Origin of the sequence: Sphingomonas sp. MMS24-J13 (genome assembly GCF_044905095.1) — a bacterium.
Lineage (GTDB): Bacteria > Pseudomonadota > Alphaproteobacteria > Sphingomonadales > Sphingomonadaceae > Sphingomonas_I.
Map to the genome: position 1 here is coordinate 3782196 of NZ_CP173258.1, position 25046 is coordinate 3807241.

Consider the following 25046-nt stretch of genomic DNA (forward strand, 5'->3'; position numbering starts at 1 on the left):
AGCGAAATCAGGCGCCGGCGAAGCCACCACCCAACGCGCGCACCAAAGCGACATCGAGGGTGAAGGCCCGGGCGGAAAGGTCGGCATCACGGCGGCGGGCGACGATCAGCGCCTGCTCCGTGACGAGCACGTCGAGATAGGTGGAGAGTCCGCCTTTGTAGCGCAACCGCGCGATGCGGAACGCTTCCTCGCTATCGGCGAGCGAGGCGCGGACTTCGCGCGCCTGCGCCGACAATGCGTTGCGGCTGGCGACCGCGTCGGCGACCTGCTGCAGCGCCTGGATGAGCGTGCGGTCATAATCGGCAACGGCGGAATCGTAATCCGCGCGCGACACGCGATAATCGCCGTCGCGCTTGCCGCCGTCATAGATCGGCAGCGAAATGGCCGGGCCGGCCGTGGCGTAGACGATCCTGCCGCTCACCAGATTGGGGATGTTCATCGCCTGGAAGCCGAGCAGCGCCGACAGACTGATATCCGGATAATAAGCCGCCTTCGCCGCCTTGATCCGTTCGCCGGCCGCCTCGACCCGGGCGCGCGCCGCGACGATATCCGGACGGCGCCCGACCAGATCGATCCCGGCCGAGGACGGCAAGGCGAGCGGGGCGAGGCCGGCGAGCTTCGGCCGCTCGATCGCCAGGCCGCGATCGGGGCCGGCGCCCATCAACGCGGCGAGTTGGTTGCGCGCGATCGCGATCTGCTCGTCCAGCGCGGCGAGATCGGCGCGCGCCGAGGGCACCTGGGCGGCGGCCTGGCGGCGCTGCCCTTCATTATCGAGCCCGTTGCGCACGCGATCGGTCACGAGGCCGGCCGTGTCCATCTGGATCCGCAACGCCTGATCGGCGGTGTCGCGCTCGGCGTAGAGGCGGGCGAGATCGGCATAAGCCTGCGCGATCGCGGAGGCGAGCGTGATGCGCGCCTCCGCGGCCTCGACACGCGCAGCATCGCGATCCTGCAGCGCGGCGCGCAACGCTGCGCGGTTCTTGCCCCACAGATCGAGATCGAAGCCGCCACGCAGCGACACTGCCTCGATATTCGGCCAGCCGTTCAGGCTGAACGTATCGGGCAGTCCGCTGCTCGTGATCTGCTTGATGCCGGTGGCGCTGCCCGATCCGTTCAGTGTCGGCCCCGTCTTCGCCCCGGCGGCGCGTGCCAGCCCCTCGGCCCGCGCAAGACGAGCCGCGGCGGTGGCGATGTCGGGTGATCCGGCAAGCCCCTCCTCGATCAGCGTATCGAGTTGCGGGTCGTTATAGCGCTTCCACCAGCCGTCGCCCGGCCAGGCGCCATTTTCCGCAGGAAGGCTGCGCGTGGCAGCGAGGCTCGCGGCCGTGCGCGGCGCGGGAGCCTTGCCCAGATCGGGCGCGCATGCCGCCAATGGCAACAGCGCGCCGAACGCGATCAGGGAGGCGAAACGGGGCTGCATTTGAATCGGGGAACCTGTACCGTTGCGTACGCGAAGCCGGAAGTGGGCGTGGGGTCGCCCCTTGTCAACCGAAAAGCGTACTATATAGTATCACATATGGATTTGAGTTGTAACCCTGGCCGACGCGAGGCGCGCAAAGCGGATCGCCGTCGCGCAATCCTCGAGGTGGCCGAACGTTCCTTCCTCGATCGCGGTTTCGCCGACACATCGATGTCGACGATCGCCGCCGAACTGGGTGGTTCCAAGACGACCCTGTGGAGCTATTTCCCGTCGAAAGATGAACTATTCGCGGCCGTGCTCGACAGCAAGATCGCGCATTTTCAGGAGGAGCTGGACGGGGCGCTTATTCCGACGGGTGGCACCGAAGCCGCGTTGAGCCGCTTCGGCCGCATCCTTTTGCGCAAGATCATGGCCCCTTCGTCGCTCGCGCTCCATCGCCTGATCGTGGCGGAGGCGGAACGCTTCCCGCAGCTCGGCCGCACCTTTGCCGATCGCGGCCCCGATCGCGTGCGTGCGCGCCTGGCCCGCTATATGAGCGAGGAGATGGAAGTCGGGCGGCTGCGGGAGGGGGATGCCGCGATCGCCGCGCGCCAGTTCATCGCCCTGTGCCAGGCGGGCTGCTATCTCGACCGGCTATGGCGTCCCGGCATCGTCCAGGGCGTCGATCCCGACGCCGAAGTCGCGGCGGCGGTGCGGAGTTTCATGGCGGCGTGGGGGCCCGAACGGCCATGAGCGCCGATGGCCTCGTAGTCCTGCCGATCGGAAGCAACGACACTTTGATCTGGGGAATGACCAACGCCGAGCGGCTGCGCCGGATTTGCGTGGCGCAGGGCCTGCCCATGGGCACGGCCGTCGATGGCTCGGCGCTGCTGGTGGATCTGGGTTACGTGTTCGATCCGGCCTGGCTGCGCATCATGGCCGGGCGGCCGGGTTATGCGGTGACACGCGGCGGCGTGCCGGTGATCGCGCACGTCACGCCGGAAGCCCCCGATCCGAGCGCGTTGATCCCCATCGTGCAGGAAGAAGCCGAGATCGAAAATCACGCGCTGCGCAAACGCGAGCGGCCGTTCATGGAGCGGCTCACGCCTGCGACCGTGCCCGCGATCGAGCGCGCCTCGTACCTCGGCTCGTACAAGGGCGTGACCGACGTCCTGACCAAATATCTGTGGCCGGAATGGGCGTTCCACCTGACCCGGCTGGCCGCGCGCTGGGGGCTCTCGCCCAACCAGATCACCGCGATCGGCGCGGTCTTCTGCGTGCTCGCAACGGTCGCCTTCTGGTACGGTCTCTACTGGATCGGGCTCGCCTCGGGCCTGATCATGATGGTGCTCGATACGGTCGACGGCAAGCTCGCGCGCTGCACGATCACCTCGTCATGGTGGGGCAATATCTTCGATCACGGCATCGACCTGATCCACCCGCCTTTCTGGTGGTATGCGTGGGGGGTGGGGCTGGTCGCCTATGGGCGGCCGCTACCCGATCCGGTGTTCTGCGCCTGCATGGCGGCGATCGTCGGCGGCTATGTCGTGCAGAGGCTGATCGAGGGGGCGTTCATCGGCCTGTTCGGGATCCACATCCATGTCTGGCGGCGGTTCGACAGCCAGTTCCGTCTGATCACCGCCAGGCGTAACCCGAACATGCCGATCCTGTTCGCCTTCCTCGCGATCGGCCGGCCCGATTGGGGGCTGGAGGCGGTTGCGATCTGGACGATCGTCTCGCTGGGAGTCCATCTGGTCCAGCTCGCGCAGGCCTTCCTCATGCGATCGATCGGGCGCCCGGTCACAAGCTGGCTCGCATGACCGGCTGGACCGCGATCCTGCTCGCCGGCCAGCGGCCCGGCAGCGATCCGCTCGCTGCGCATTTCGGGCAGACTTGGAAGGCGCTGGTGCCGGTCGCAGGCGAAGCGATGCTGTCGCGCGTCGCGAAGACCCTGCTTGCGGCGCCATCGATCGAGCGGGTGGTGATCGTGGCGCAGCAGCCCGATGTCCTGTTCGTCGGCGATTGCGCGTGGATCAAGGACGAACCGCGCATCACCACCGCGCTCTCGACCTCCGGGATCGCGACCAGCATTGCTTCGATCGCGGGAACCGTCACTGCGCCATGGCCCGTGCTGCTGACGACCGCCGATCATCCTTTGCTGCGGGTCGAGATGATCGAGGCGATGATCGCCGGGATCGGTGACGCAGACGTGGCGGTCGGCGTCGTCGGGCAGAACACCCTGCTTGCCGCCTATCCGAACAACCGAAGGACATGGCTGCGTTTCCGCGGCGAGGCATGGACGGGGGCGAACCTCTTCGCCTTGCGCACCGCCGACGCCCGCAAGGCCCTGATCGCGTGGAGCGAGGTCGAACGCGATCGCAAGAAGGCGCTGAAGCTGATCCGGCATTTCGGGCCGTTGCTCGCGGTGCTGGCCCTGACGCGGCTGATCACGCTCGCCGGCGCGATGCGGATCGCCGGACGACGGCTGGGCTTCCGCGCGCAGCCGATCGCGCTGCCGTTCGCGGAAGCCGGGATCGATGTCGACAAGCCCAGCGATCACGCGCTGGTGGAACTGATCTTCGCTTCGTCCCGGCCCGGTTAGGACCCGCTACCGCGCCAGCAGTGCTCTCGCCCCCGCCGCGATCTGCGCGAGCATCGCCGCGGTCGGGTTCGGGGTCTGGCGACCGCGATCGACCAGCGCGCGGAACTGGGCGACGCGATCGTCGTGCGCCGCCAGCCACGACTGGACCAGCGCCATCGGATCGCCCCCGCCGCCTCGCGCAAGGAAATCGAGCCGCATCTGTTCGAAATCACGGACCAGCCCCGCGGCCAGCAATTGCTCCCACGCATCGGTCGGCTGGAAGCGCAACGCCGCCGTCCGCGCCCAATCGAGCCCCAGCGCCTCGCCGAGCCGGACATAAGCCTGCGTGATCGCCAGTTCGTCGCCGTTCAGTTCCGCCGCCAGCGCGGCGGTACCGATCGCGCCGTCGAGTTCGAACAGCTCGACGATCGTATCGACAATCCCCGCCGGCGCGCCATCGACCGCGATCCGCGCGCGCAATGTGCCGGCCGCCGAACGCGCCTCCTGCTTGAGCAGCGAATCCAGCCCTTCGCGCAGCCGGCTGACGCCCGGCGCCAGCCGATCGGCCAGCGCGCCTGGCGCCAGGTTGCCCGGCACCGCGCGCAGCACATCGGCGACATGGAGTCGCGCCAGTCGCCCGGTGGTGGTGAGCAGCATCAGCCGCGTCGTCTCGGGCATCGCCGCCTGCTCGATCGCCGCGAACAAGGCCTCGAGCGCGAAGATGGCATCGACCGCGAAATAGGCCGAGGCGACATGCGCCATGCTGGCCCCGCCCTCCTCCGCCAGCTCGAACGGGGCAGCGAGCCCCAGACGGTTGACGACGCGGTTGGCGACCTTGGTGGCGATGATCTCGCCCTTCAGCCGGTGCGCGTCGATCGCGGCGGCGAAGTTCGCCTGCATCGCGTGTGGGAAGGCAGCGTGGAGCAACGGCACGAACAGCGGATCGGCCGCCAGATCGCTCGCCTCGACCGCCGCCTGCAGCGCGAGCTTGCCATGGCTCAGGATCACAGCCAGTTCGGGCCGGGTCAGGCCCTGTTCCTCCTGCGCGCGGCGCAGCAGGGCGGCATTGCTCTCGATCCCGTCGACCGCGCGATCGACCCGGCCGGCCGCCTCCAGCAATTCGATCACCCGGATCTGCGACGGCACCGCCGCCGCCCCGCCGCGCTCGGCGAGCGACAGGCCGAGCGTCTGGAGGCGATTATCCTCCAGCACGATATGCGCGACATCGTCGGTCATCGACACGAGCACCGCGTTGCGCTCCTCGAGCGGCAGCCGGCCCTCGATCATCTCGCGGTTGAGCGCGATCTTGATGTTGACCTCGTTGTCCGAGCAATCGACGCCGGCCGAATTGTCGATGAAATCGGTATTGATCCGCCCGCCCTTGAGCGCGAACTCGATCCGGCCCTCCTGCGTGACGCCGAGGTTGGCGCCCTCGCCGATCACCTTCGCGCCGATCTCGCCGCCATTGACGCGGTGCGCGTCGTTGGCGGGATCGCCGACCTCGGCATTGCTCTCGGCGCTGGCCTTCACATAGGTGCCGATGCCGCCGAACCAGAGCAGGTCGCTATTCGACTTGAGAATGGCCGCGATCAGCCCCGACGGATCGAGCGTGTCGGCATCGACGCCCAGCACCGCCTTGACCTGCGGCGAGAGCGGGATCGCCTTCTGCGTGCGCGGATAGATGCCGCCGCCCTCGGAGATCAGGCCGGCATCATAATCCGCCCAGGATGAGCGCGGCAGTTCGAACAGCCGCTTGCGCTCGGCCCAGCTCTTCGCCGGATCGGGATCGGGATCGAGGAAGATGTGGCGGTGATCGAACACCGCGACGAGCTTCAGCGTCTTGGACAGCAGCATGCCGTTGCCGAACACGTCGCCCGACATATCGCCGCAGCCGACGACCTTGATCGGGTCGGTCTGCACGTCGACGCCCATTTCGAGGAAGTGGCGCTGGACCGACACCCACGCGCCACGCGCGGTGATCGCCATCGCCTTGTGGTCGTAACCATAGCTGCCGCCGCTGGCGAAGGCATCGCCCAGCCAGAAACCATGATCGATCGCGATCGCATTGGCGACGTCGGAGAAGGTGGCCGTACCCTTGTCGGCGGCGACCACGAAATAGGGGTCGTCACTGTCGCGGATGATCACGCCCTCGGGGTGGACGACGGCGCCCTCCACCAGATTGTCGGTGACCGACAGGAGCGCACGGATGAAGATGCGGTAGCTTTCGGTCCCCTCCGCCATCCATGCGTCGCGGTTCGATGACGGCGGCAATTGCTTGGGATAGAAGCCGCCTTTCGCGCCGGTCGGCACGATCACGGCATTCTTGACGACCTGCGCCTTCATCAGGCCCAATATCTCGGTACGGAAATCGTCGCGCCGATCGGACCAGCGCAGGCCTCCCCGCGCGATCGGCCCGCCGCGCAGGTGGATGCCCTCGACCCGCGGCGAATAGACCCAGATCTCGCGCCATGGCAGCGGCTTGGGCAGCGCCGGCACGCTCGCGGATTCGAGCTTGAAGGCAAGCGCCTCACGCCCGCCGGGCGCGAAGGCGTTGGTGCGCAGGATGGCCGAGACCACGCCGGCAAAGCGGCGCAGGATGCGATCATCCTCGATCGCGTTGATCCCGGCCAACGCGGCATCGAGCGCGGCCCTGGCCTCGCCATCGTCCTGCGTGCTGGCGGGATCGTGGCGCGCATCGAACAAAGCGATCAGCGCGCGCACCGCGTCGGGTGCGCGGCCGAGCGTCGCGGCGACGGTCTGCAGGCCATAAGGCAGGCCGGTCTGGCGCAGGTAGCGGAACCATGCCCGCACCAGCACGACATCGCGCGAATCGAGCCCGGCGCCAACGAACAGCGCGTTGAACGCATCGTTCTCGGCCGCCCCCTCCAGCACCGCGGCGATCGCCGTCTCGGCGACTTCGGCACGCGCGAGCAGGGCTTCGGCCGCGGCGGCATCATGCGCCTGCAGCACGAATTCGTGGATATAGCCGGCCGATCCGCCGCCGAGCGGAGTCGGGATTTCCTCCAGCACGACGAAACCGAAATTCTCGAAAACCGGCACCGCTTCGGACAAGGGGATCAGCCCGCCGAGGCGATAGGTCTTGAGCCGCAACCGAACCGCCTCGTCGATCGGGTTGCGATAGAGCGCGACCGCGCGGGCGGCCGGCCCCTCGAGCGCGGACAGGCGCTGCACGTCGGCGGCGGCGTCGGTCGGCGTCCAGCGCGCGCGATAATCGACGGGGAAGGCATCGGCCCAATCGAGCGTGAGCCGGGCGGCACGCGCCGGCGGGATCGTCTCGGCGAGCTTGAGTTCGAGTGCGGGCGCCCAGCCACGCAGCATCGTCTCCAGCGTCGCATCGAGCTTGGCGGCATCGGGGATGACCGCCGCGGGCGGCAGATCGAGCGTGTAGCGGATCAACGCAAGCTCGCCCTCACCCAGATCCAGCGCCCAGCTGGAGACCTTGGCATCGGCCGCGCGCTCCAGCATGTCGCGGATCGCCTGGCGCCGCTTGGTCGACAAAGTCTCGCGCGGCAGCCACACGAACGCGACCAGATGGCGTTCGAGCGGCCCCGCCGCCAACACCAATTTGGGCCGCGGCCGATCGGCGAGGCTCATCGCGGTCAGCGCCACCATCTCCAGGCAGGCAGGCGAGAAACTGACGATCACGTCGTGCGGCAGCGCCGACAGCGCATGGCGCAGCGCCTTGCCCGCGTGGCCCGACGGATCGAAGCCGTATTTCTCCTCGATCGCGGCCAGCCGCGCGCGCAGCACCGGCACCTTGGCCGAGGGCGAGCTCAGCGCCGCGCTGGTCCACAGCCCGGCATGGATCGAAAGCCCGGTCACCTGGCCGCCCGAGCGGACCGGCACCACCAGCAGATCGAGCGGAGCGCGGCGGTGGACGGTCGCCTGGCGATCGCTCTTCATCACCAGGGGCGCCTCGCCGCCGCCTTCGAACCAGCGGAACGCCGCCTCGCGCACGGCATCGAGCCAGAGCGGCGCCCCGGCCGGATCGCGCAATATGCCGAGTTCGGCGGAGCTGCTGCCGTCGCGTGCCTCGGTGCGTGCGCCGAGCAGGGTGAAGTGGCGTTCGAGGAACCATCGCAGCAGGGCCGCGCCTTCCCCATCGGGCAGGGTCTGCGCCGCATCGCGGAGCGACAATTGCAAGCGCGGCCAATCGTCGACCGCGCTGCGCACGTCGGCCAACACCGCGATCAGATCGGCCTCCAGCGCGCGGCGCAGCTTGGCGTCGACCCGATCGGCCTCGATATAGATCATCGATTCGCGTCGCTCGCCGCTGGCATCGTCGCCCAGCACCGCGACCAGCCGCCCTTCGCCATCGCGCCGCACCGCCAGCACGGGGTGGAGCAGGCGGTGGATGTCGATCTGGTGCGCCGCGAGCGTCGCGGCGACCGAATTGACCAGGAAGGGCATGTCGTCATTGACGACCGCCAGCCGCATGCGCCGCTGCACGCCGTCGCCGCCGGTCGATTCCAGCGCCAGCGCGGGAAGACGCGGCTGGCGCTGCGCGGCGGCGCCGGCAACGAAGGCAGCCGCGTCGGCGCGCGCGCGATCGGTGAAGCCGTCGGTTTCGCCCGGAAGGGCGCCTTCGATCAGGGCGCGCGCGATCGCCTGCTCGGCGGCTGCTGCCGCCACCGGCACAAGGGTGTCGCCGTCCATATCCTGCTCCTGCTGCGGTGCCGAACGATGCCGGTCGCCATTAAAGACCCGCCCCCATTGCGGGCGCCTATGCTCCGCCCGGCGGCGGGCGGCAACCCGTCGCGAGCACCCAAGCTGTTCATCGCCCGGCATCGCCGCGCCTGGCCCCTCGCCGCCAGCGGCGGCGCCACAGTCTCTCTCGAGAAAGGCAGCCCCATGCCGCGATGAGGATCGCGCCTTCGGCCCGCCGTCGCATGCCGCCTTGAACCATGTCGCCTTGAACCATGTGGTGCTTCAAGCGGGAGCATCGTCGGCAACCGCGCGAGCAATAGGGCCAGCGGCACGCCGGGTTTGCCGAACCCGCATATACTACAGCAGAATTGAACGGCGCACGGAAAGCCCTAAAGCCAATCGAGCCCCCGACGTGCTAGACGCTTGTCTTCACCCGATCCCGCTGGTAACGCGCCCCCGCCCCGCCGCCTTAGCTCAGCTGGTAGAGCATCGCATTCGTAATGCGAGGGTCACAGGTTCGAGTCCTGTAGGCGGCACCATCCACTCTCGAATGTCGTGGGTTTTCCCAGGCGGGAGCCGGGTTTTCAAATTCTACCCGTATTTGCGAGGCTTTGCGGACGTCTGCCTGGGCCCGTGGGGCGCGGCCTTCCATGACGAAGCGATGCGAGGCGAGCTGCCGGCCCATCGGCGATGGCGCTGACAATGTCAGGTGCCAAAGTTCGCAAGCCAGCAAAGCGCGCCAGTTCGTTGCGACGAAACCGCTCGATCCCGGTGCCCCCGGTCACCAAGCAGCATATAAGCCTTCGCAGCTTTCACGATCAGTGATGGCCGATATTGTCAGCGCTGTGCTTGTGGCGATGCCTCCGCATCGGTCTGCGTGACCCAGAACATGGTCTTGCCATTCTTCCAGCCGACGACCTCGCCGAACTCCTATTCGGGCTGGGGGCCATGACGCCCGGAACCTGATCGTAGAAGACCTTCGTTGCGCGAGATCCCTATCCGCATCGCGAGATGATCGATGCCGACCACCTGGACCCTACGCTTCCCCCTCCGTCGGGGCGGTGCGTCAGGTTACACCGGGTCAGCGCGCACTCGACGCCTTCATCGAGAGGCCGACGATCAGCAGCGCCACCCCTTGGAAAAGAAGATCGACCGCCAGGATCAGGCCGAGGATCCAGAGCGTGGCGACCGGCCATGCGAGGCCGATCACCGCCGCGACCACGATGCTCGCGATACCCGAAACCGCGACCCAACCCCGGCCGGCGACCTCGGTACCGAACGCCATCCACAGTCGCAGCAATCCCGAGACGCCCAGAGAGACGGCCAGCAGCAGAGTCAGCAGCGCCGCCGCGAACAGCGGATCGAGGAAGGCGGAAAGCCCCGCCAGCAGATAGAGCAGGCCGCTCAGCGTCCAGAGGCCGGCGCTGCCCCATTTGCGGGTGCCGAACGCATGGACGATCTGGAGCAGGCCGCCGACCAACATCATTGCGCCGACATAATAGATCGTCGCGATCGTCGCGAGGAGCAGGTTGGCCGATGCGCACAGCCCCAGCAGAACCAGCGCCGCGCCGAGTGCCATCAGCCATCCGCGCGCATGCCGCAAGCCCAAGGGGTCGCCGCCCAATTCCCACTGCGCTCGCCCCAACTCCGCCATGATAGGTTTCCTTTCCCGTGGGCGCGTCATGCCGTCGAATGGTGGGTTAGGCGCCGTTCATCGCGTCGGCACTGCGTAATTATACCGATTTGTCGGGGCGTGCCGTGGGCGCAGGGAGCGACGGAAGCCGGGGTGGGCTTGGTGCGATGTCAGGAGCAAGCATGTCTGGATCAGCGGTGCAGCCGGCCTCGGGAGATCCCGAAAGCGGTCGGCAAGGTCATTTCTATCTTGTGGGCGGCGGTATCGCCTCGCTCGCGGCGGCCGCGTTCCTGATCCGCGACGGCGACGTCCTCGGCCGCGACATCACCATCCTCGAGGAATTGGACCGGCTGGGCGGCAGCCTCGACGGCGCCGGCACGCCCGCCGATGGCTATGTGCTGCGCGGCGGCCGGATGCTCGAAAGCAAATATCTGTGCACCTGGGACCTGTTCTCGTCGATCCCGACGCTCGACGAGAGCCGGACGGTCACGCAGGAGATCTTCGCCTGGAACGAGACGATGAAGACCTCGTCCAAATCGCGCCTGTTCCGCGACGGTCACCGCGTCGATGCCCCGGCCTTCGGGCTGAGCGAGCGGCACATCCTGACCTTGGAGCGGCTCGCGATCGAGCCCGAGGCGATGCTCGGCCACACCAGCATCGCCGATCAGTTCGATCCGTCCTTCTTCGAAACCGACTTCTGGTTCATGTGGTGCACGACCTTCGCCTTCCAGCCGTGGCACAGCGCGGTCGAGTTCAAGCGCTATCTCGTGCGCTTCACCCACATGGTGGCGGGCTTCAACCGGCTGCAGGGCATCATGCGGACGGTCTACAACCAATATGATTCGATGGTCCGGCCGCTCGAGAAATGGCTGAAGGACCGCGGCGTCGATTTCGAGCTGGGCGTGGAGGTAACCGATCTCGTCGCCGGCGAGGGCCCCGAGGGCAAGCGCGTCGAACGGATCCTGTGCCGGCGCACGCATGTCCATGCGGAGATCCTGCTGCAAGAGACGGACAAGGTGATCGTGACGCTCGGCTCGATGACCGAGGGATCCAGCCTCGGCGGCATGGACCACGCAGCCGTGCTCGGCACCAGGCAGGATGGCGGCGCGTGGACCTTGTGGGACCGGATCGCCGCGGGGCGTCCCGAATTCGGCCGCCCCGCCGCCTTTGCCGATCACGTCGACGAATCCAAATGGCTGTCCTTCACGACGACCTTGCGCAGCCCGGACTTCTTCCGCCTCGTCCGCGACCTCACCGGCAACGTGCCCGGCGAGGGCGGTCTCATCACCTTCCCGCAATCGAACTGGCTCGCCTCGATCGTCCTGCCGCACCAGCCGCACTTCATCGGCCAGCCGGAGGACGTGCAGGTCTTCTGGGGTTATGGCCTCTCCGTAGACAAGCCCGGCAATTTCGTGGCCAAGCCGATGGCGGCGTGCAGCGGCCGTGAGATCATGACCGAGATCATCGGCCATCTCGGCGCGGCGGACCGGACCGCCGCGCTCCTGCAGGGGGCGACCTGCATCCCCTGCATGATGCCGTTCATCACCAGCCAGTTCCTGCGTCGCGCGCAGGGCGACCGTCCGCAGGTGATCCCCGAGGGGTGGAGCAACCTCGCCTTTACCGGCCAGTTTTGCGAGCAGCCGGACGACGTCGTGTTCACCGTCGAATATTCGGTACGGTCCGCGCAGACCGCGGCCTATCGACTGTTGGGGCTCGACCGCGATCCGCCGTCGGTCTTCAAGGGCGAGCGCGACCCGCATGTCCTCTACCGCGCGTTTCGCGCGCTGCACGACATGGACGCCTGAGGGCCTGTCGGGGCCGCCGGTCGGACACGCTACGTAACAGTCCGCATATCGCGGCCTTCTCCGGATCGGTCATTGGGCGTCGTCAGCCACGCTTCCTGCCCCCCGAAAGCCGACGGACATGACGGCGCGCCGACCTATTGCAGGCGCTGTCCGCCAATCGATCGCAATACGCCGCAAGGAAGAACCGGCATGACCTTCGCAACCACCAATCCCTATACCGGCGAGACGCTCAAGACATTCCCCACCACGACCGATGCCGAAGTCACGGCCGCGATCGGGCGCGCCGACGCCGCCTTCCGGAGCTGGCGCGAGGCCCCGTTCGCCGAGCGGGCCGGAATCATGCGCGATGCCGCCAATATCCTGCGCAAGGAGAGCGACGATTATGCCCGTTTGCTCACGCTGGAGATGGGCAAGCTGATCGGCGAGGCGCGGGCCGAGGTCGAGCTTTCGGCGGCGATCTTCGAATATTATGCGGACAATGCCGAACGGCTGCTCGCGCCGGAGAAACTGCCCGTCGCCGATCCGGCCGAGGGCGACGCCACGCTCGTCTGCGAGCCGCTCGGCGTGCTGCTCGCGATCGAGCCGTGGAATTTCCCTTACTACCAGATCGCCCGTATCATCGCGCCGCAGCTTTCAGCCGGTAACACGATACTGCTGAAGCATGCCGCCAATGTGCCGCAATGCGCCGCCGCGTTCGAGACGCTGATGGTGCGCGCCGGGCTGCCCGCGGGCGGGTTCATCAACCTCTATGCAAGCCACGACCAGGTCGAGCTGATCCTCTCCGATCCGCGCGTCCATGGCGTGGCACTCACCGGTTCCGAGGCGGCGGGCGCGAGCGTTGCGGCCATCGCCGGCAAGGCCCTCAAGAAATCGACGATGGAACTCGGCGGTGCTGACGCCTTCGTCGTGTTGAAGGATGCCGACCTGGAGAAAACCGTGAAATGGGCGGTGTTCGGCCGTCATTGGAACGGCGGGCAGGTCTGCGTCTCGTCCAAGCGGATGATCGTCGCCGATGAAATCTATGAGGCCTTCCTCGATCGTTACGCCAAGGGCGTCGCCGGGCTGCGCATGGGCGATCCATTCGATCCCGACACGACGCTCGCCCCGCTCTCGTCGCAGAAGGCCGCGGACGATCTGAAGGCCATGGTCCGCCAGGCGATCGAGCATGGCGCTACGGCGATCCCCGTCGGTCCCGAGACGCCCAACCATGGCGCCTTCGTACAGCCGGTGATCCTGACCGACATCGGCGAGGACAATCCCGCGCGCCACTGGGAATTCTTCGGCCCGGTCTCGATGCTGTTCCGTGCCAGGGACGAGGAGGATGCGATCCGTATCGCCAATGATTCCCCCTTCGGCCTCGGCGGGTCGGTGTTCACCTCCGACACCAAGCATGGCGCCGAAGTGGCGAAGAAGATCTCGACCGGCATGGTGTTCGTGAACCACCCGACGATGGTGAAGGCGGACCTGCCGTTCGGCGGGGTACGCCGCTCGGGCTACGGGCGCGAGCTACTCGGGCTCGGGATCAGGGAATTCGTCAACCACAAGCTGATCGACGTCGTCGACATCGACGCCGCATTCTGACGCATCGCTCTCGAAAGGAAAGATCATGCAGAAAACCATGAAGGCCGCCGTCGTTCGCGAATTCGGCAAGCCGCTCGTGATCGAGGAAGTGACGGTACGCATGCCGGGTCCGGGGCAGATCCTGGTCAAGATCGCGGCGACCGGCGTTTGCCACACCGATCTGCATGCCGCCGAGGGCGACTGGCCGGTCAAGCCCAATCCCCCCTTCATTCCGGGCCATGAGGGCGTGGGGCATGTCGTCGCGGTCGGATCGGGCGTCACCCATGTGAAGGAAGGCGACAGGGTCGGGGTGCCGTGGCTCTACACCGCCTGCGGCCATTGCGTGCATTGCCTGGGCGGCTGGGAGACCTTGTGCGAGGCGCAGCAGAATACCGGCTATTCGGTCAACGGCAGCTTTGCCGAATATGTGATCGCCGATCCCGATTATGTCGGCCATCTGCCCGCCAATGTCGGCTTCGTCGAGATCGCGCCGGTGCTCTGCGCGGGCGTGACGGTCTACAAGGGGCTCAAGGTCACCGACACCAAGCCGGGCGACTGGGTGGCGATCTCGGGCATCGGCGGCCTCGGCCACATGGCGGTGCAATATGCCAAGGCGATGGGGCTCAACGTCGTTGCGGTCGACATCGACGATGCCAAGCTCAAGCTTGCCGAAGAGCTGGGCGCCGCACTGACCGTCAATGCACTGCACGCCGATCCCGCCGCCTTCATCAGGAAGGAGATAGGCGGCGCGCAGGGGGTGCTCGTCACCGCCGTTTCGCCCAAGGCGTTCCAGCAGGCCATGGGCATGGTCCGGCGCGGCGGCACGGTGTCGCTCAACGGGCTGCCGCCGGGCGATTTCCCGCTGTCGATCTTCGACACCGTGCTGAACGGCATCACCGTGCGCGGCTCGATCGTCGGCACCCGGCTCGATCTGCAGGAAGCGATCGACTTCGCCGCCGCCGGCAAGGTCCACGCGACCGTACACACCGACACGCTCGACAATATCAACGATATCTTCGCCCGCATGCATCGCGGCGAGATCGAAGGCCGCATCGTGATCGACTTCGAGAACGTCGCCGCTCCCGCCCGGCAGGAGAAGCTTGCCGCTGCCTAGCCCTGACGGACGATGCGCATTCGGCGGCGGCGAACGACTGTCCCGCCGCCGAAGGGGATGGCGCTTCTTAAAGCGCTCGAAGCCCTTGCTTCGGGAGCGCAGAATCACCATTAGCCGGCTAATGGTTCAGGAACGACTTTCGGCGGAAGCCGCCTTCGCGCGCCACCTGCTGCCGCTCGCCCGCCGTTGGCGGCAGGCAGCGGACGCGGCCCTGAGCGAGCTAAGCCTGTCCGATGCGAACGGCTGGGTGCTGGTGCACGTCAGCCGGACTCCGCAGGGCATCCAGCAGGGCGCGCTGGCCGATCTGGTCGACATCAGCGACGCCTCGCTCGTCCGGCGGCTGCACCAGCTCGAGGCGGCGGGGCTCATCGCGCGCGAACAGGATCCAGGCAATCGCCGCGCCAATCACGTCCGGCTGACCGAGCAGGGCCGTGCCCTGGCGGGACGCATCGAGCAGAGCTTCGCTGCGCTGCGCGCGACCCTGCTGGCGGATGTGGACGATGAGGATCTCGCGACGGCCAACAGCGTGCTCACCCGGCTGAGCCGCAGCATCGCGCGCTTGCGGGACGCGGCGCCGTGAAGATCGAGGACGGCCAGACCGTGCTCTTCTCGGTCAAATGCTTCGTGGCGGCGATGCTGGCTTATTATGTGGCGCTCCGGATCGGACTGATCCGGCCGTATTGGGCGGTCACGACCTCCTACATCGTCGCCCAGCCCTTCGCCGGCGCGGTGCTGTCCAAGGCGGTGTTCCGGCTGATGGGGACGATCCTCGGCGCCACCGCCGCGGTCGCGCTGGTGCCGAGCTTCGTCAACGAACCGGCGGTGCTGGTCTGCGCGCTCGCTCTGTGGCTGAGCTTCTGCCTCTATCTCTCGCTGCTCGATCGCACGCCGCGCTCCTACATCTTCCTGCTGGCGGGCTATACGGCGACTATCATCGGCATACCGAGCGTCGAGGCGCCGGGCACGATCTTCACCACCGCCATCCTGCGCGTGCAGGAGATCACGATCGGTATCCTGAGCGCCGGCCTGATCCACGGGATGGTCTTTCCCCGAACGATCACGGCGCGGCTGCTCCAGCGCATCGACCATGTCCTTGACGATGCGAGCGCGTGGTCGCGGGCCTCGCTGGCGGGAATGCGCGATGCGGCGCTCGGCCGGCGGCGGCGGCGCGTGGCGCTCGACATATTGGAGCTGCACCTGCTCTCAATCCATCTGCCATTCGATACCGCCCGGCTGCTGCCGCGCGTGCGGACGGTGCGCGCGCTTCAGCACCAGATCTCGCTTCTGCTCCCGCTCGCCAGCGCGGTGGAGGACCGGCTGGCAGAGCTGCAAGCGTGCGAGGGGGGCGTGCCGCCGGCCGTGCAGGACTTGGTGGACCGGACCGGCGCCTGGATAGCGGACGGCCTTGCGCACCCCGATCGCAGCGAGACCGGCGCGGCGCTGATCGCCGAGGCGCAATCGCTTGAGCCGATCGCGTCCGCGCCGGACGAGGCTAGCCTCGTCTGGCGCGACATGCTGCAGCTCAACCTGCTCGCCCGGATCGGCGACCTGATCGCCGCGCTGCGCGATTGCCATGATCTGCGCGACCAGATCCGCTCGCCGAGCGCGCGTCCCATTTCCCCGCGCGTCGGCGAGATGCTGGCCGCAGCCGGCGAGCGCCCACTGCATCGCGATCGCGGGCTGGCGCTGCGCGATGCGTTCGGCAGCTTCGCGACGATCGCACTCGGCTCCGCCTTCTGGATCGCAACCGCGTGGCCCGACGGCGGCGGGGCGCTGGTGATCGCGGGTATCTGCTGCGCGCTGTTCGCCAATCTCGACGATCCCGGGCCCACGATCGCGCGGGTCCAGCTCGGCTCCACCTTCGGGCTCGTGATGGCGATCGTCTATGGCTATGCGATCCTGCCGCGCACGACCGACTTCGTCACGTTGGCGGCCGCGGTCGCGCCGATGCTTCTCCTGATGGGGGCGGTGATGGGCACGCCCCAGACCGCGGCGATCGGCATCGGCATCGCCATCAGCTTTCCCCAGACGGTCGGCTTCAACGCGGTCTATCAGGACAGCTATCCGGCCTCGCTCAACGGCGCGATCGCCCAGTTCATCGGCATCGCCTTCGCCACCGTCACGATGGGCCTGTTCCAGACCATCGGGACCGAGCAGAGCGCGGCCCGTCTGCTGCGCGGCGGCTGGCAGGATGTCGCGCGCCAGGCGCGCGGGCAGGTCGGCGAAGGGGCGGCGTGGATCAGCCGGATGCTCGATCGGGTCGGCCTGCTTATTCCGCGCCTCACGACCGCCGGAACGGATGACGGGGAGCCCATGCAGGACGCGCTCAAGGATCTGCGCGTCGGCATGATGACCGGGCAGCTTGGCGCGCTCGCGCCGGAAGGCACGTCGGAGGAGAAGACCGCTATCGCCGCGACGCTGGCCGGTATCGATCGGCATTTTACCAGGCTGGCCAGGTCCGGCCCCGACGCACCGGGCCCGGTCTTGCTTGGCGAGATTGATGGCACGGTTGCCGCCTTCGCCGCCGATCCCGATCCGGGCCGCCGCCGCGCAGGGCTGGTGACGCTGACGAGCCTGCGCCGCGATCTCTATCCGCGGGCCGCCGCCTATGTCGGGACGGGCGCATGATCGGCGAGGTTTCGATCGGTGGCGTCTATCTGCCGGCCCTGCTCCTGCTCGCGCTGGCGGCGCTCGTGCTGACCGGGCTGCTGACGCGGTTCTTCTCGCTGGTCGGCGTGTACCGGCTGGTGGCGTACCGGCCGCTCGTCGACCTGTGCTTGTTCATGCTCCTGCTCGGCCTTCTCGCCTTGCTCACGATGCCGTTGGGAATCCACCCATGACCCGCTTCCTCGCCCCGTTCGCACGCTGGGCCGCCACGCTGATCGTCGTCCTGTTCGCGGCGCTCGTCGCGCTCTGGCTGTGGCGCCGCTACGAGACCAATCCCTGGACGCGCGACGGCCATGTCCGCGCCGACGTGGTGCGGGTTACTCCGGATGTGGGCGGCCTCGTCACGCAGGTATTCGTGCGCGACAACGAGGCGGTGAAAGCGGGGCAATTGCTGTTCGTGGTCGATCGTCCGCGTTATGCCGCCGCGCTGGCGCAGGCCGACGCGGCTATTTCCGGCGCGCGCGCCGCGCTCGATCTCGCCCGGCGAGAGGCGAAGCGCGACCTCGCGCTCGGCGACCTCGTCGCGACCGAGACCCACGAGCAGAATGTCGCCAAGGTCGAGACGGCGAGCGCCGCACTCGCCCAGGCCGAGGCCGCCCGCGCCACCGCCGCGCTTAACGTGCGCCGCACCGAGATCCATGCCTCGGTCAACGGCACCGTCACCAATCTGGATCTCCATCCCGGCGACTATCTTGCGCCGGGCGCGCAGGCCATGGCGCTGGTCGACAGCGATTCGATCCGCATCGAGGGCTATTTCGAGGAGACCAAGCTCCGCCACATCAAGATCGGCGACAAGGCGCGCATCCGCCTTATGGGCGACGAGCATGACGTGGAGGGGCATGTCGACAGCGTCTCGGCAGGCATCGCCGACGATCAGCGCACCGACAGCCGCAACCTGCTGCCGACCGTGCAGCCCACCTTCGCCTGGGTCCGCCTTGCCCAGCGCATTCCCGTGCGGATCCATATCGATCGGATGCCGGCCGGCACCCAGCTCATCGCCGGTCGCACCGCCACCATCACCATCCTGCCCGAGCTGCCGTTGGCCCCGGTGGGGCCGGCCCCCGCCGCAGCGCGGCCGGCAGCCAAATGAGCGGCAGGCGCTCCATGCGTGCAGCGCTCGCTCCCGCGCTGCTGGCTCTGCTCGTCGCGGCGTGCACGGCCGGGCCGGATTATCACGGCCCGCAAACCGCCATCGCCAGGTCGCCGGCGGCGCACGGTCTGTTCGCCGCCGGCCATGAGGACGCGTTCGCACAAGCGCCTCTGCCCGATCATTGGTGGACTCTTTACGAGGACAAAAGGCTCGACGGTTATGTGCAGGAGGCGCTCGCTGCCAATGCCAGCCTGCGCGCGGCCGATGCCAATCTCCGCCGCGCGAGCGAGGTGGTGCGCCAGGTCGAGGCCGGGCGCACGGTGCAGACAAGGCTCGAGGCCGGCGCCTTCGCATCGCGCGTCGGCGGCTATACGCTCACCCTGCCGCTCGATCTGCCCTACAGCTACCTGATCGACGCCTCGATCGCCTATCCGCTCGATCTGGCGGGCGGCATCAAGCGGGGCATCGAGGCGGCGCGCGACGATGCCGAGGCGGTGCAGGCGGCGCGCGATCAGGTGCGCGTCACGATCGCGGCGGCGGTAGCGCGCAGCTACGCCGACATCTGCTCGGCCAACGTGTCGCTGGCGGCGACACGGCACGTGATCGACATCCAGAACAGGACGCTCGATTCGATGCAGCGCCTGGCCAAGGGCGGGCGCGGCACCTCGTTCGACATCACCCGCGCCCGCACCGCCGCCGATCGCAGTGCGGCGGCGATTCCCGCGATCCTCGCCACCCGCCAGGCCTCGCTGTTCGAGCTGGCCGCGCTGATGGGCCGCCCGCCCGCCGATTATCCGCGCGAGCTGGAAACGTGCGACGCCCCGCCGATGCTGCGCCAGCCGATCCCGATCGGCGACGGCAGCGCGCTCATCCAGCGCCGCCCCGATATCCGTGCGGCCGAGCGCCGGCTCGCCGCCGCGACCGCCGGCATCGGCATCGAAACGGCAAAGCTCTACCCGCAGGTGACGCTCACCGGATCGATGGGCTTCGCCAACGCCATCGCGGCCTTCACCGATCCCGCGAGCTTCGGCGGCCTTGCCGGGCCGATGGTCTCGTGGATCTTCCCCAACCGCAAGCTCGAGAAGGCCCGCATCGCCGCGGCGGGAGACACGGCCGAGGCAGCCTCAGCCCAATTCGATGCGGCGCTGATCGAGGCGCTGCGCCAGACCGAAACCGCGCTCACCGATTATGCCCGCGAGATCGACCGCGACCGCGCGCTCGAAAAGGCGCGCGACGACGCCGCGCATGCGACAGACCAGGCGAACCGCCTGTTCCGCTTCGGCCGCACCGACGTGTTGAGCGTGCTGACCGCCGAAGCCCAATTGGCCGAGGCCGAGGCGACGCTCGCATCCAGCCACGGAGCGCTGATCGATCGCCAGATCAACGTATTCCTCGCGCTCGGCGGCGGGTGGGAAAAGACCGGAACGGAGGCAGGAAAATGAACGAACGGATTGCTTGCGAAAAGCTTCGCGGCAGGATCATGGGCGCGGCCGACGCGGCGGCGCTCATCGCATCGGGCACGACCATCGGCATGAGCGGCTTTACCGGATCGGGCTATCCGAAGGCGGTGCCGCTTGCGCTTGCCGCACGGATCGAGGCCGAGCATGCCGCCGGCCGCCCGTTCCGCGTTCGTGTCTGGACCGGCGCCTCGACCGGCCCCGAACTGGACGGTGCGCTCGCCAAGGCCGGCGGCATCGAGTTCAGGCTACCCTACAATTCCGATCCGATCGCGCGCGAGAAGATCAATCGCGGCGAGATGGACTATTTCGACATGCATCTGAGCCAGGTCGCGCCGATGGCGTGGCAGGGCTTCCTGGGGCCGCTCGACACCGCCGTCGTGGAGGTTTCCGGGATACGCGCCGACGGCAGTCTGATCCCCTCCTCCTCCGTCGGCAACAACAAGACGTGGCTCGATCGGGCGAGCAAGGTGATCCTCGAGATCAATCGCTGGCAGAATCCCGCGCTGGAGGGGATGCACGACATCTATTACGGCACCGCGCTGCCGCCGCACCGCATCCCCATTCCGCTGGTCCGCGCCAGCGACCGGATCGGCGAGCCCTATCTGCGCTGCGACCCCGACAAGATCGTGGCGATCGTCGAGACCGATGCACCCGATCGTAACCTGCCCTTCGCCGCGCCCGACGCAAGTGCCCAGGCGATCGCCGGCCATCTGCTCGAATTTCTGCGCCATGAGGTGGCAGTCGGCCGCCTGCCCGCGACCCTGCTGCCGATCCAGTCGGGAGTCGGCAATATCGCCAACGCCGTGCTTGGCGGGCTGGTGGAAGGGCCGTTCAGCGGCCTGACTGCCTATACCGAGGTGATCCAGGACGGAATGCTCGACTTGCTCGACGCCGGCCGGCTCGACATCGCCTCGGCTACCGCCTTCTCGCTCAGCCCGGAGGCGGCGCTGCGCATCAACGAGGGCATGGCGCGTTATCGCGACCGCATGATCCTGCGCCCGCAGGAGATCAGCAACCATCCCGAGTTGATCCGCCGGTTAGGCTGCATCGCGATGAATGGGCTGATCGAGGCCGACATCTACGGCAACGTCAACTCGACCCACATCATGGGATCGCGCATTCAGAACGGCATCGGCGGCTCGGGCGATTTTGCGCGCAACGCCTACGTCTCGATCTTCATGACGCCGTCCACCGCACGCGGTGGCGCGATCTCGGCAATCGTGCCCCAGGCGAGCCACGTTGATCATATCACCCAGGACGTGCAGGTGATCGTGACCGAACAGGGGCTGGCCGATCTGCGCGGCCTCTCCCCCAAGCAGCGCGCGAGGCTCATCATCGAGAAATGCGCTCATCCCGATTACCGGCCAGCGCTTGCCGACTATTTCGCCCGGGCGCTGAAGGGCTCCTACGGGCTGCAATCGCCATCGTTGCCCGGCGAGGCCCTGTCATGGCACCAGCGTTTCCTGGAGACCGGCTCGATGCTGGAGCGGTCATAATGCCCCTCGCGGAACCGCGCTGCTCGTCCGGGGGAGCCGGCCAGCGAATGTGCCTGCCTACCAACCGCAATGCTACGTGGACGCTCGGGCCGTTCGCGTCGGCAGGGCGCAGCGTCGGCGTTCGCAACGCCCAACCTTTGCAGTTGCCAGCCGATCGGTTGAACGCCGCTGGATAGCTGACGGGCAGACCGGTCACGGCCATTCCGGCGTCCATCTGCATCCACGACATGAGCGAGTGACCGCTTGCAGGATTGTCGCTTGCACCGATGGACAGAGACAATTGGGCGCATAACTGCCACCGCATGGGTCGTGCACAAAGGCCCACTTTTAGGCAACGAGCGACGATAAGCCGGCTTTACAGCCCTCCGCGGAAACTGGCTTGGTAATCGCCGGATCGAAGCGCCGCGAAATGATGACGGCGAACAGACCGACTGCGGCCGTGACGGCGCCCGCGAAGGCGACGGCCGGGAAGCCATAGCCGCCGGCGATGACCGCACCACCGAGCGCCGCACCGATCGCGTTGCCGAGATTGAAGGCGCCGATATTGACCGCCGATGCCAGGTGCGGTGCATCGGCGGCGGCGGTCATCACCCGAACTTGCAGCGGCGGCACGAGCGCGAAGCTCGCGACGCCCCAGAGAAAGGTCAATGGTATGACCGCTATGGCCTGGCCCATGAAGGCCGCGAAAAGCGCGAGGATCACGGAAAGCGAGACGAGCGTGACGATCAGCGTCCGATCGACGGACCGATCGGCGAAGCGGCCTCCCAGCCAGTTTCCGACGGTCAGGCCGACACCGTAGAGGACGAGCATCGCTGTCACGAAGCCCAGGGAGGCGTGGGTCGCGCCCCGCAGGATCGGTGCGATATAGGTGAAGACGGTGAACATGGCGCTGGACCCGACGACCGTCAGCGCAAGCGCACCCAATACCCGACCGCGCCCCAGCACGCGAAGTTCCGCCATGGAGTCGCCACCGCCGGCGGCCGGCAGCGGTGGCAAGGTAAGGCGCAGCGCGGCCATCGTCGCAATGCCGAGCGCTGCGATCCCCCAGAAGGAGGCGCGCCAGCCGAGATGGGCGCCGGTCCAGGTCGCCAGCGGCACGCCGACGACGTTGGCGATGGTCAGCCCCATGAACATGGCCGCCACGGCGCCGGCTTTGCGTTCCGGCGGAACCAGGCTTGCGGCGACCACCGATCCCACACCGAAAAAGGCACCGTGGTTGAACGAGGTGACCAGACGGGCACCCAGCAGGATGCCATAACTGCCGGACACCGCCGCAAGCAGGTTACCGATGGTAAAAATGCCGGCGAGGGCAATCAGCAGGGTCCGGCGCGGCATGCGCGCGGTCGTCAGGGTCATTAGCGGCGCGCCGATGACCACGCCGAGCGCATAGGCACTGATCAACAACCCGGCGGTCGGAATCGAGACGCCGAGATCGCCAGCGATGACGGGCAGCAGACCCATCGGCGCGAATTCGGTGACGCCAATGCCGAAGGCGCCGATGGAGAGGGCGATCAGCCCGGGATTGAGTTTCATGATACCCTCAGACCAGGGCCGGGTTCAGCTTGGCGAACCCCTCTTGCTGGCGATACGGCGCGATAGGATAGGCCGGCAGCACGTCACTGGCCGCGTCCAGCACCGCCACCTGCTCCGGGGTCAATTCCCAACCGACCGCGCCGAGATTCTGCCGCAGTTGGTCTTCGTTGCGCGCGCCGATGATTACGGACGATACGGTTGGCCGGCGCAATAGCCAGTTGATCGCGATCTGGGGCACTGTCTTCCCCGTTTCCGCAGCGATGGCCTCGAGCGCGTCGATCACGCGATATAGCAGTTCGCTTTCGACGGGTGGCGCGAACTGTTCGGTCTCGTGGAGGCGGCTTTCCGCCGGCAACGGTCGATCGCGACCGATCTTGCCGGTCAGCCGGCCCCACCCAAGCGGACTCCAGACGAGCGCGCCGATTCCTTGGTCGACGGCAAGCGGCATCAGTTCCGCTTCGTAGGCTCGGCCGATCAGCGAATAATAAACCTGATGGGCGACGAGACGCGACCAGCCATGGCGATCGGCGACGCCCTGTGCCTTCATGAGCTGCCAGCCGGGATAGTTGGAGACTCCGGCATACCGGATCTTGCCCGTGGCGATCAGCCGATCGAGCGTTCCCATCAGCTCTTCGGTGGGTGTGGAGGCGTCGAAGGCATGAAGCTGGAGCAGATCGATATGATCGGTTCCGAGCCGGCGCAGGGCCCCCTCGACCGCACGGATGAGCCGTGGGCGGGACGTTCCCCAATCCTGCGGGCCATCGCCCACCGGCAGGCCAGCCTTGGTCGAGAGCAGCACGTCCTCGCGCCGTCCCTTGACCGCTTGGCCTAAGATCTCCTCCGCCGCACCCGCCGAATAGACATCGGCTGTGTCGAACAGGGTGACGCCAGCTTCGAGGCAGATGTCGATCAGGCGACGCGCCCCCGCGACATCCGTTCTACCCCAGGCCTCGAACAGCGCGCCCTTTCCGCCGAAGGTGCCGGTCCCGAAGCTGAGTACGGGCACGCGCAGCCCCGACGCGCCAAGTTGCCGATATTCCATTGTCCACCTTTTCACTGCTACGTTGGCGCACAGATGGAGCCCCCGCCAAAAGCGAACTAGGGGCGCCCGGCGCTGAGGATTTGTGCAGTGGACGCAAAGCTGACAGGTGGTGCGGATCGTGCCCGATCACTGGCATTGTTCACGACGGTCGTCGCGCAAGGGAGCTTCTCGGCGGCAGGGCGCGTCCTCGATCTCAGTCCGTCCGCAGTCAGCCGGGCGATCGACCGCGTGGAAGACCGGCTGGGCGTGCGCCTTCTCCTGCGGTCCACGCGCGCACTTTCCCTGACGGCGGAGGGCCAGGCCTACCTTCAGTCCGCCCGACGGATTCTGGCCGACCTCGACGATGCCGAGCAGCAGATTGCGGACCAAGGCGCCCCGCGGGGACGATTGCGGGTCAGCGCCGCTCTGTCCCACGGGCGCCTGTGCATCGTGCCGTTACTGGGCAGGTTCGCGGCGCTCTACCCGCACATCCTCATCGATATCGCGCTGAGCGACGCGCTGGTGGATATTGCCGCTGGCGAGGCCGACGTCGCCGTGCAATTCGGCCCGCTGCCGGACAGCTCGCTTACCGCGCGCAAGCTGGGAGAGACGCGGCGCGTGATCGTCGCATCGCCAGACTATCTGGCGCGGATGGGAACGCCGAAGACGCCGGCAGATCTGCACCGGCACAATTGCATGAGCTTCTCCTTCCGTCGTGCCGAGCCGATCTGGCCGTTCCAGCAAAACGGGCGGGCGTTCACCCTGGCGGTCGCGGGCGGCATCGAGGCGAACAATGGCGAGACATTGGGGCAGTTGGCGGCGGCGGGCGTGGGGATCACCCGGGTCGGCGCGTTCAGCGTCGCGCGCGAAATCGCAACGGGCGCGCTCGTGCCCCTCCTCGAGGAGTTCAATCCGGGGGATGTCGAACAGATCCACGCCGTATTTGTCGGCGGCGCGACGACGCCGGCCAGAGTCCGGGTGTTCGTCGATTTCCTGGCAGAGCAGCTGCGATAATCGCT

At 67.6% G+C, this 25046-nt stretch carries 18 protein-coding genes and 1 tRNA gene; 14 read left to right on the forward strand and 5 right to left on the reverse strand.

Annotated features, from left to right (window positions below; translation table 11 throughout):
- Positions 1-7 precede the first annotated feature (7 nt).
- On the reverse strand, positions 8-1420 hold the full coding sequence (locus AB4Z44_RS17270) for an efflux transporter outer membrane subunit (protein WP_404710915.1): 1413 nt from the start codon (positions 1418-1420) through the stop codon (positions 8-10).
- A gap of 165 nt (positions 1421-1585) precedes the next feature.
- Here AB4Z44_RS17270 and AB4Z44_RS17275 point away from each other — a divergent pair, with 165 nt between their 5' ends.
- The 3 genes from AB4Z44_RS17275 to AB4Z44_RS17285 are packed head-to-tail and all read left to right on the forward strand — an operon-like array spanning position 1586 to position 4001.
- Positions 1586-2152, forward strand: coding sequence for a TetR/AcrR family transcriptional regulator (locus AB4Z44_RS17275; protein ID WP_404710916.1), 567 nt, complete (start codon positions 1586-1588; stop codon positions 2150-2152).
- Positions 2149-3219 (forward strand): CDP-alcohol phosphatidyltransferase family protein, encoded by a 1071-nt coding sequence (locus tag AB4Z44_RS17280; RefSeq protein ID WP_404710917.1) that lies wholly within the window; start codon positions 2149-2151, stop codon positions 3217-3219. The genes AB4Z44_RS17275 and AB4Z44_RS17280 overlap by 4 nt, the downstream gene beginning before the upstream one ends.
- Positions 3216-4001, forward strand: a complete 786-nt coding sequence (locus AB4Z44_RS17285; RefSeq protein WP_404710918.1) for a nucleotidyltransferase family protein — start codon at positions 3216-3218, stop codon at positions 3999-4001. The genes AB4Z44_RS17280 and AB4Z44_RS17285 overlap by 4 nt, the downstream gene beginning before the upstream one ends.
- Before the next feature lie 6 nt (positions 4002-4007).
- Here the strand turns inward: AB4Z44_RS17285 and AB4Z44_RS17290 are convergent, their stop codons facing one another.
- Positions 4008-8657 (reverse strand): NAD-glutamate dehydrogenase, encoded by a 4650-nt coding sequence (locus AB4Z44_RS17290; protein WP_404710919.1) that lies wholly within the window; start codon positions 8655-8657, stop codon positions 4008-4010.
- A gap of 454 nt (positions 8658-9111) precedes the next feature.
- Here AB4Z44_RS17290 and AB4Z44_RS17295 point away from each other — a divergent pair.
- Positions 9112-9187 (forward strand) — tRNA-Thr (locus AB4Z44_RS17295).
- Positions 9188-9729: 542 nt separating this feature from the next.
- Here AB4Z44_RS17295 and AB4Z44_RS17300 read toward each other — a convergent pair.
- The gene (locus AB4Z44_RS17300; RefSeq protein WP_404710920.1) at positions 9730-10302 is read right to left on the reverse strand and encodes an HdeD family acid-resistance protein; all 573 of its coding nucleotides are present in this window, start codon (positions 10300-10302) and stop codon (positions 9730-9732) included.
- A gap of 161 nt (positions 10303-10463) precedes the next feature.
- On the opposite strand from AB4Z44_RS17300, the gene AB4Z44_RS17305 reads away from it, so the two are divergent.
- From AB4Z44_RS17305 to AB4Z44_RS17345, 9 genes are all read left to right on the forward strand, one after another.
- A complete protein-coding gene (locus AB4Z44_RS17305) occupies positions 10464-12086 on the forward strand; it encodes an oleate hydratase (protein ID WP_404710921.1) in 1623 nt (540 codons plus the stop codon).
- A gap of 189 nt (positions 12087-12275) precedes the next feature.
- The gene (locus tag AB4Z44_RS17310; RefSeq protein ID WP_404710922.1) at positions 12276-13667 is read left to right on the forward strand and encodes an NAD-dependent succinate-semialdehyde dehydrogenase; all 1392 of its coding nucleotides are present in this window, start codon (positions 12276-12278) and stop codon (positions 13665-13667) included.
- Between the two features lie 25 nt (positions 13668-13692).
- The gene (gene adhP, locus AB4Z44_RS17315) at positions 13693-14760 is read left to right on the forward strand and encodes an alcohol dehydrogenase AdhP (RefSeq protein ID WP_404710923.1); all 1068 of its coding nucleotides are present in this window, start codon (positions 13693-13695) and stop codon (positions 14758-14760) included.
- Positions 14761-14881: 121 nt separating this feature from the next.
- Positions 14882-15340 carry a MarR family winged helix-turn-helix transcriptional regulator gene (locus AB4Z44_RS17320; RefSeq protein ID WP_404710924.1) on the forward strand — a complete coding sequence of 153 codons (459 nt, stop codon included), beginning with the start codon at positions 14882-14884 and terminating at the stop codon, positions 15338-15340.
- Positions 15337-17388 carry an FUSC family protein gene (locus AB4Z44_RS17325; protein ID WP_404710925.1) on the forward strand — a complete coding sequence of 684 codons (2052 nt, stop codon included), beginning with the start codon at positions 15337-15339 and terminating at the stop codon, positions 17386-17388. The genes AB4Z44_RS17320 and AB4Z44_RS17325 overlap by 4 nt, the downstream gene beginning before the upstream one ends.
- Complete coding sequence (locus AB4Z44_RS17330) at positions 17385-17600, forward strand: DUF1656 domain-containing protein (protein WP_404710926.1); 216 nt, start codon at positions 17385-17387, stop codon at positions 17598-17600. The genes AB4Z44_RS17325 and AB4Z44_RS17330 overlap by 4 nt, the downstream gene beginning before the upstream one ends.
- Complete coding sequence (locus AB4Z44_RS17335; protein ID WP_404710927.1) at positions 17597-18517, forward strand: efflux RND transporter periplasmic adaptor subunit; 921 nt, start codon at positions 17597-17599, stop codon at positions 18515-18517. Before AB4Z44_RS17330 ends, AB4Z44_RS17335 begins: the two co-directional genes overlap by 4 nt.
- Before the next feature lie 14 nt (positions 18518-18531).
- Positions 18532-19959 (forward strand): TolC family protein, encoded by a 1428-nt coding sequence (locus tag AB4Z44_RS17340; protein WP_404710928.1) that lies wholly within the window; start codon positions 18532-18534, stop codon positions 19957-19959.
- Positions 19956-21473 (forward strand): acetyl-CoA hydrolase/transferase family protein, encoded by a 1518-nt coding sequence (locus AB4Z44_RS17345; protein WP_404710929.1) that lies wholly within the window; start codon positions 19956-19958, stop codon positions 21471-21473. The genes AB4Z44_RS17340 and AB4Z44_RS17345 overlap by 4 nt, the downstream gene beginning before the upstream one ends.
- 327 nt (positions 21474-21800) lie before the next feature.
- Here the strand turns inward: AB4Z44_RS17345 and AB4Z44_RS17350 are convergent, their stop codons facing one another.
- Positions 21801-23006 carry an MFS transporter gene (locus AB4Z44_RS17350; protein WP_404710930.1) on the reverse strand — a complete coding sequence of 402 codons (1206 nt, stop codon included), beginning with the start codon at positions 23004-23006 and terminating at the stop codon, positions 21801-21803.
- A 7-nt stretch (positions 23007-23013) separates the two neighbouring features.
- Positions 23014-24048: an aldo/keto reductase gene (locus tag AB4Z44_RS17355; protein ID WP_404710931.1), complete on the reverse strand. Its 1035-nt coding sequence runs from the start codon at positions 24046-24048 to the stop codon at positions 23014-23016.
- Between the two features lie 87 nt (positions 24049-24135).
- On the opposite strand from AB4Z44_RS17355, the gene AB4Z44_RS17360 reads away from it, so the two are divergent.
- Entirely contained in the window at positions 24136-25041 is a 906-nt protein-coding gene (locus AB4Z44_RS17360; RefSeq protein ID WP_404710932.1) for a LysR family transcriptional regulator, read from the forward strand.
- Positions 25042-25046: the final 5 nt, after the last annotated feature.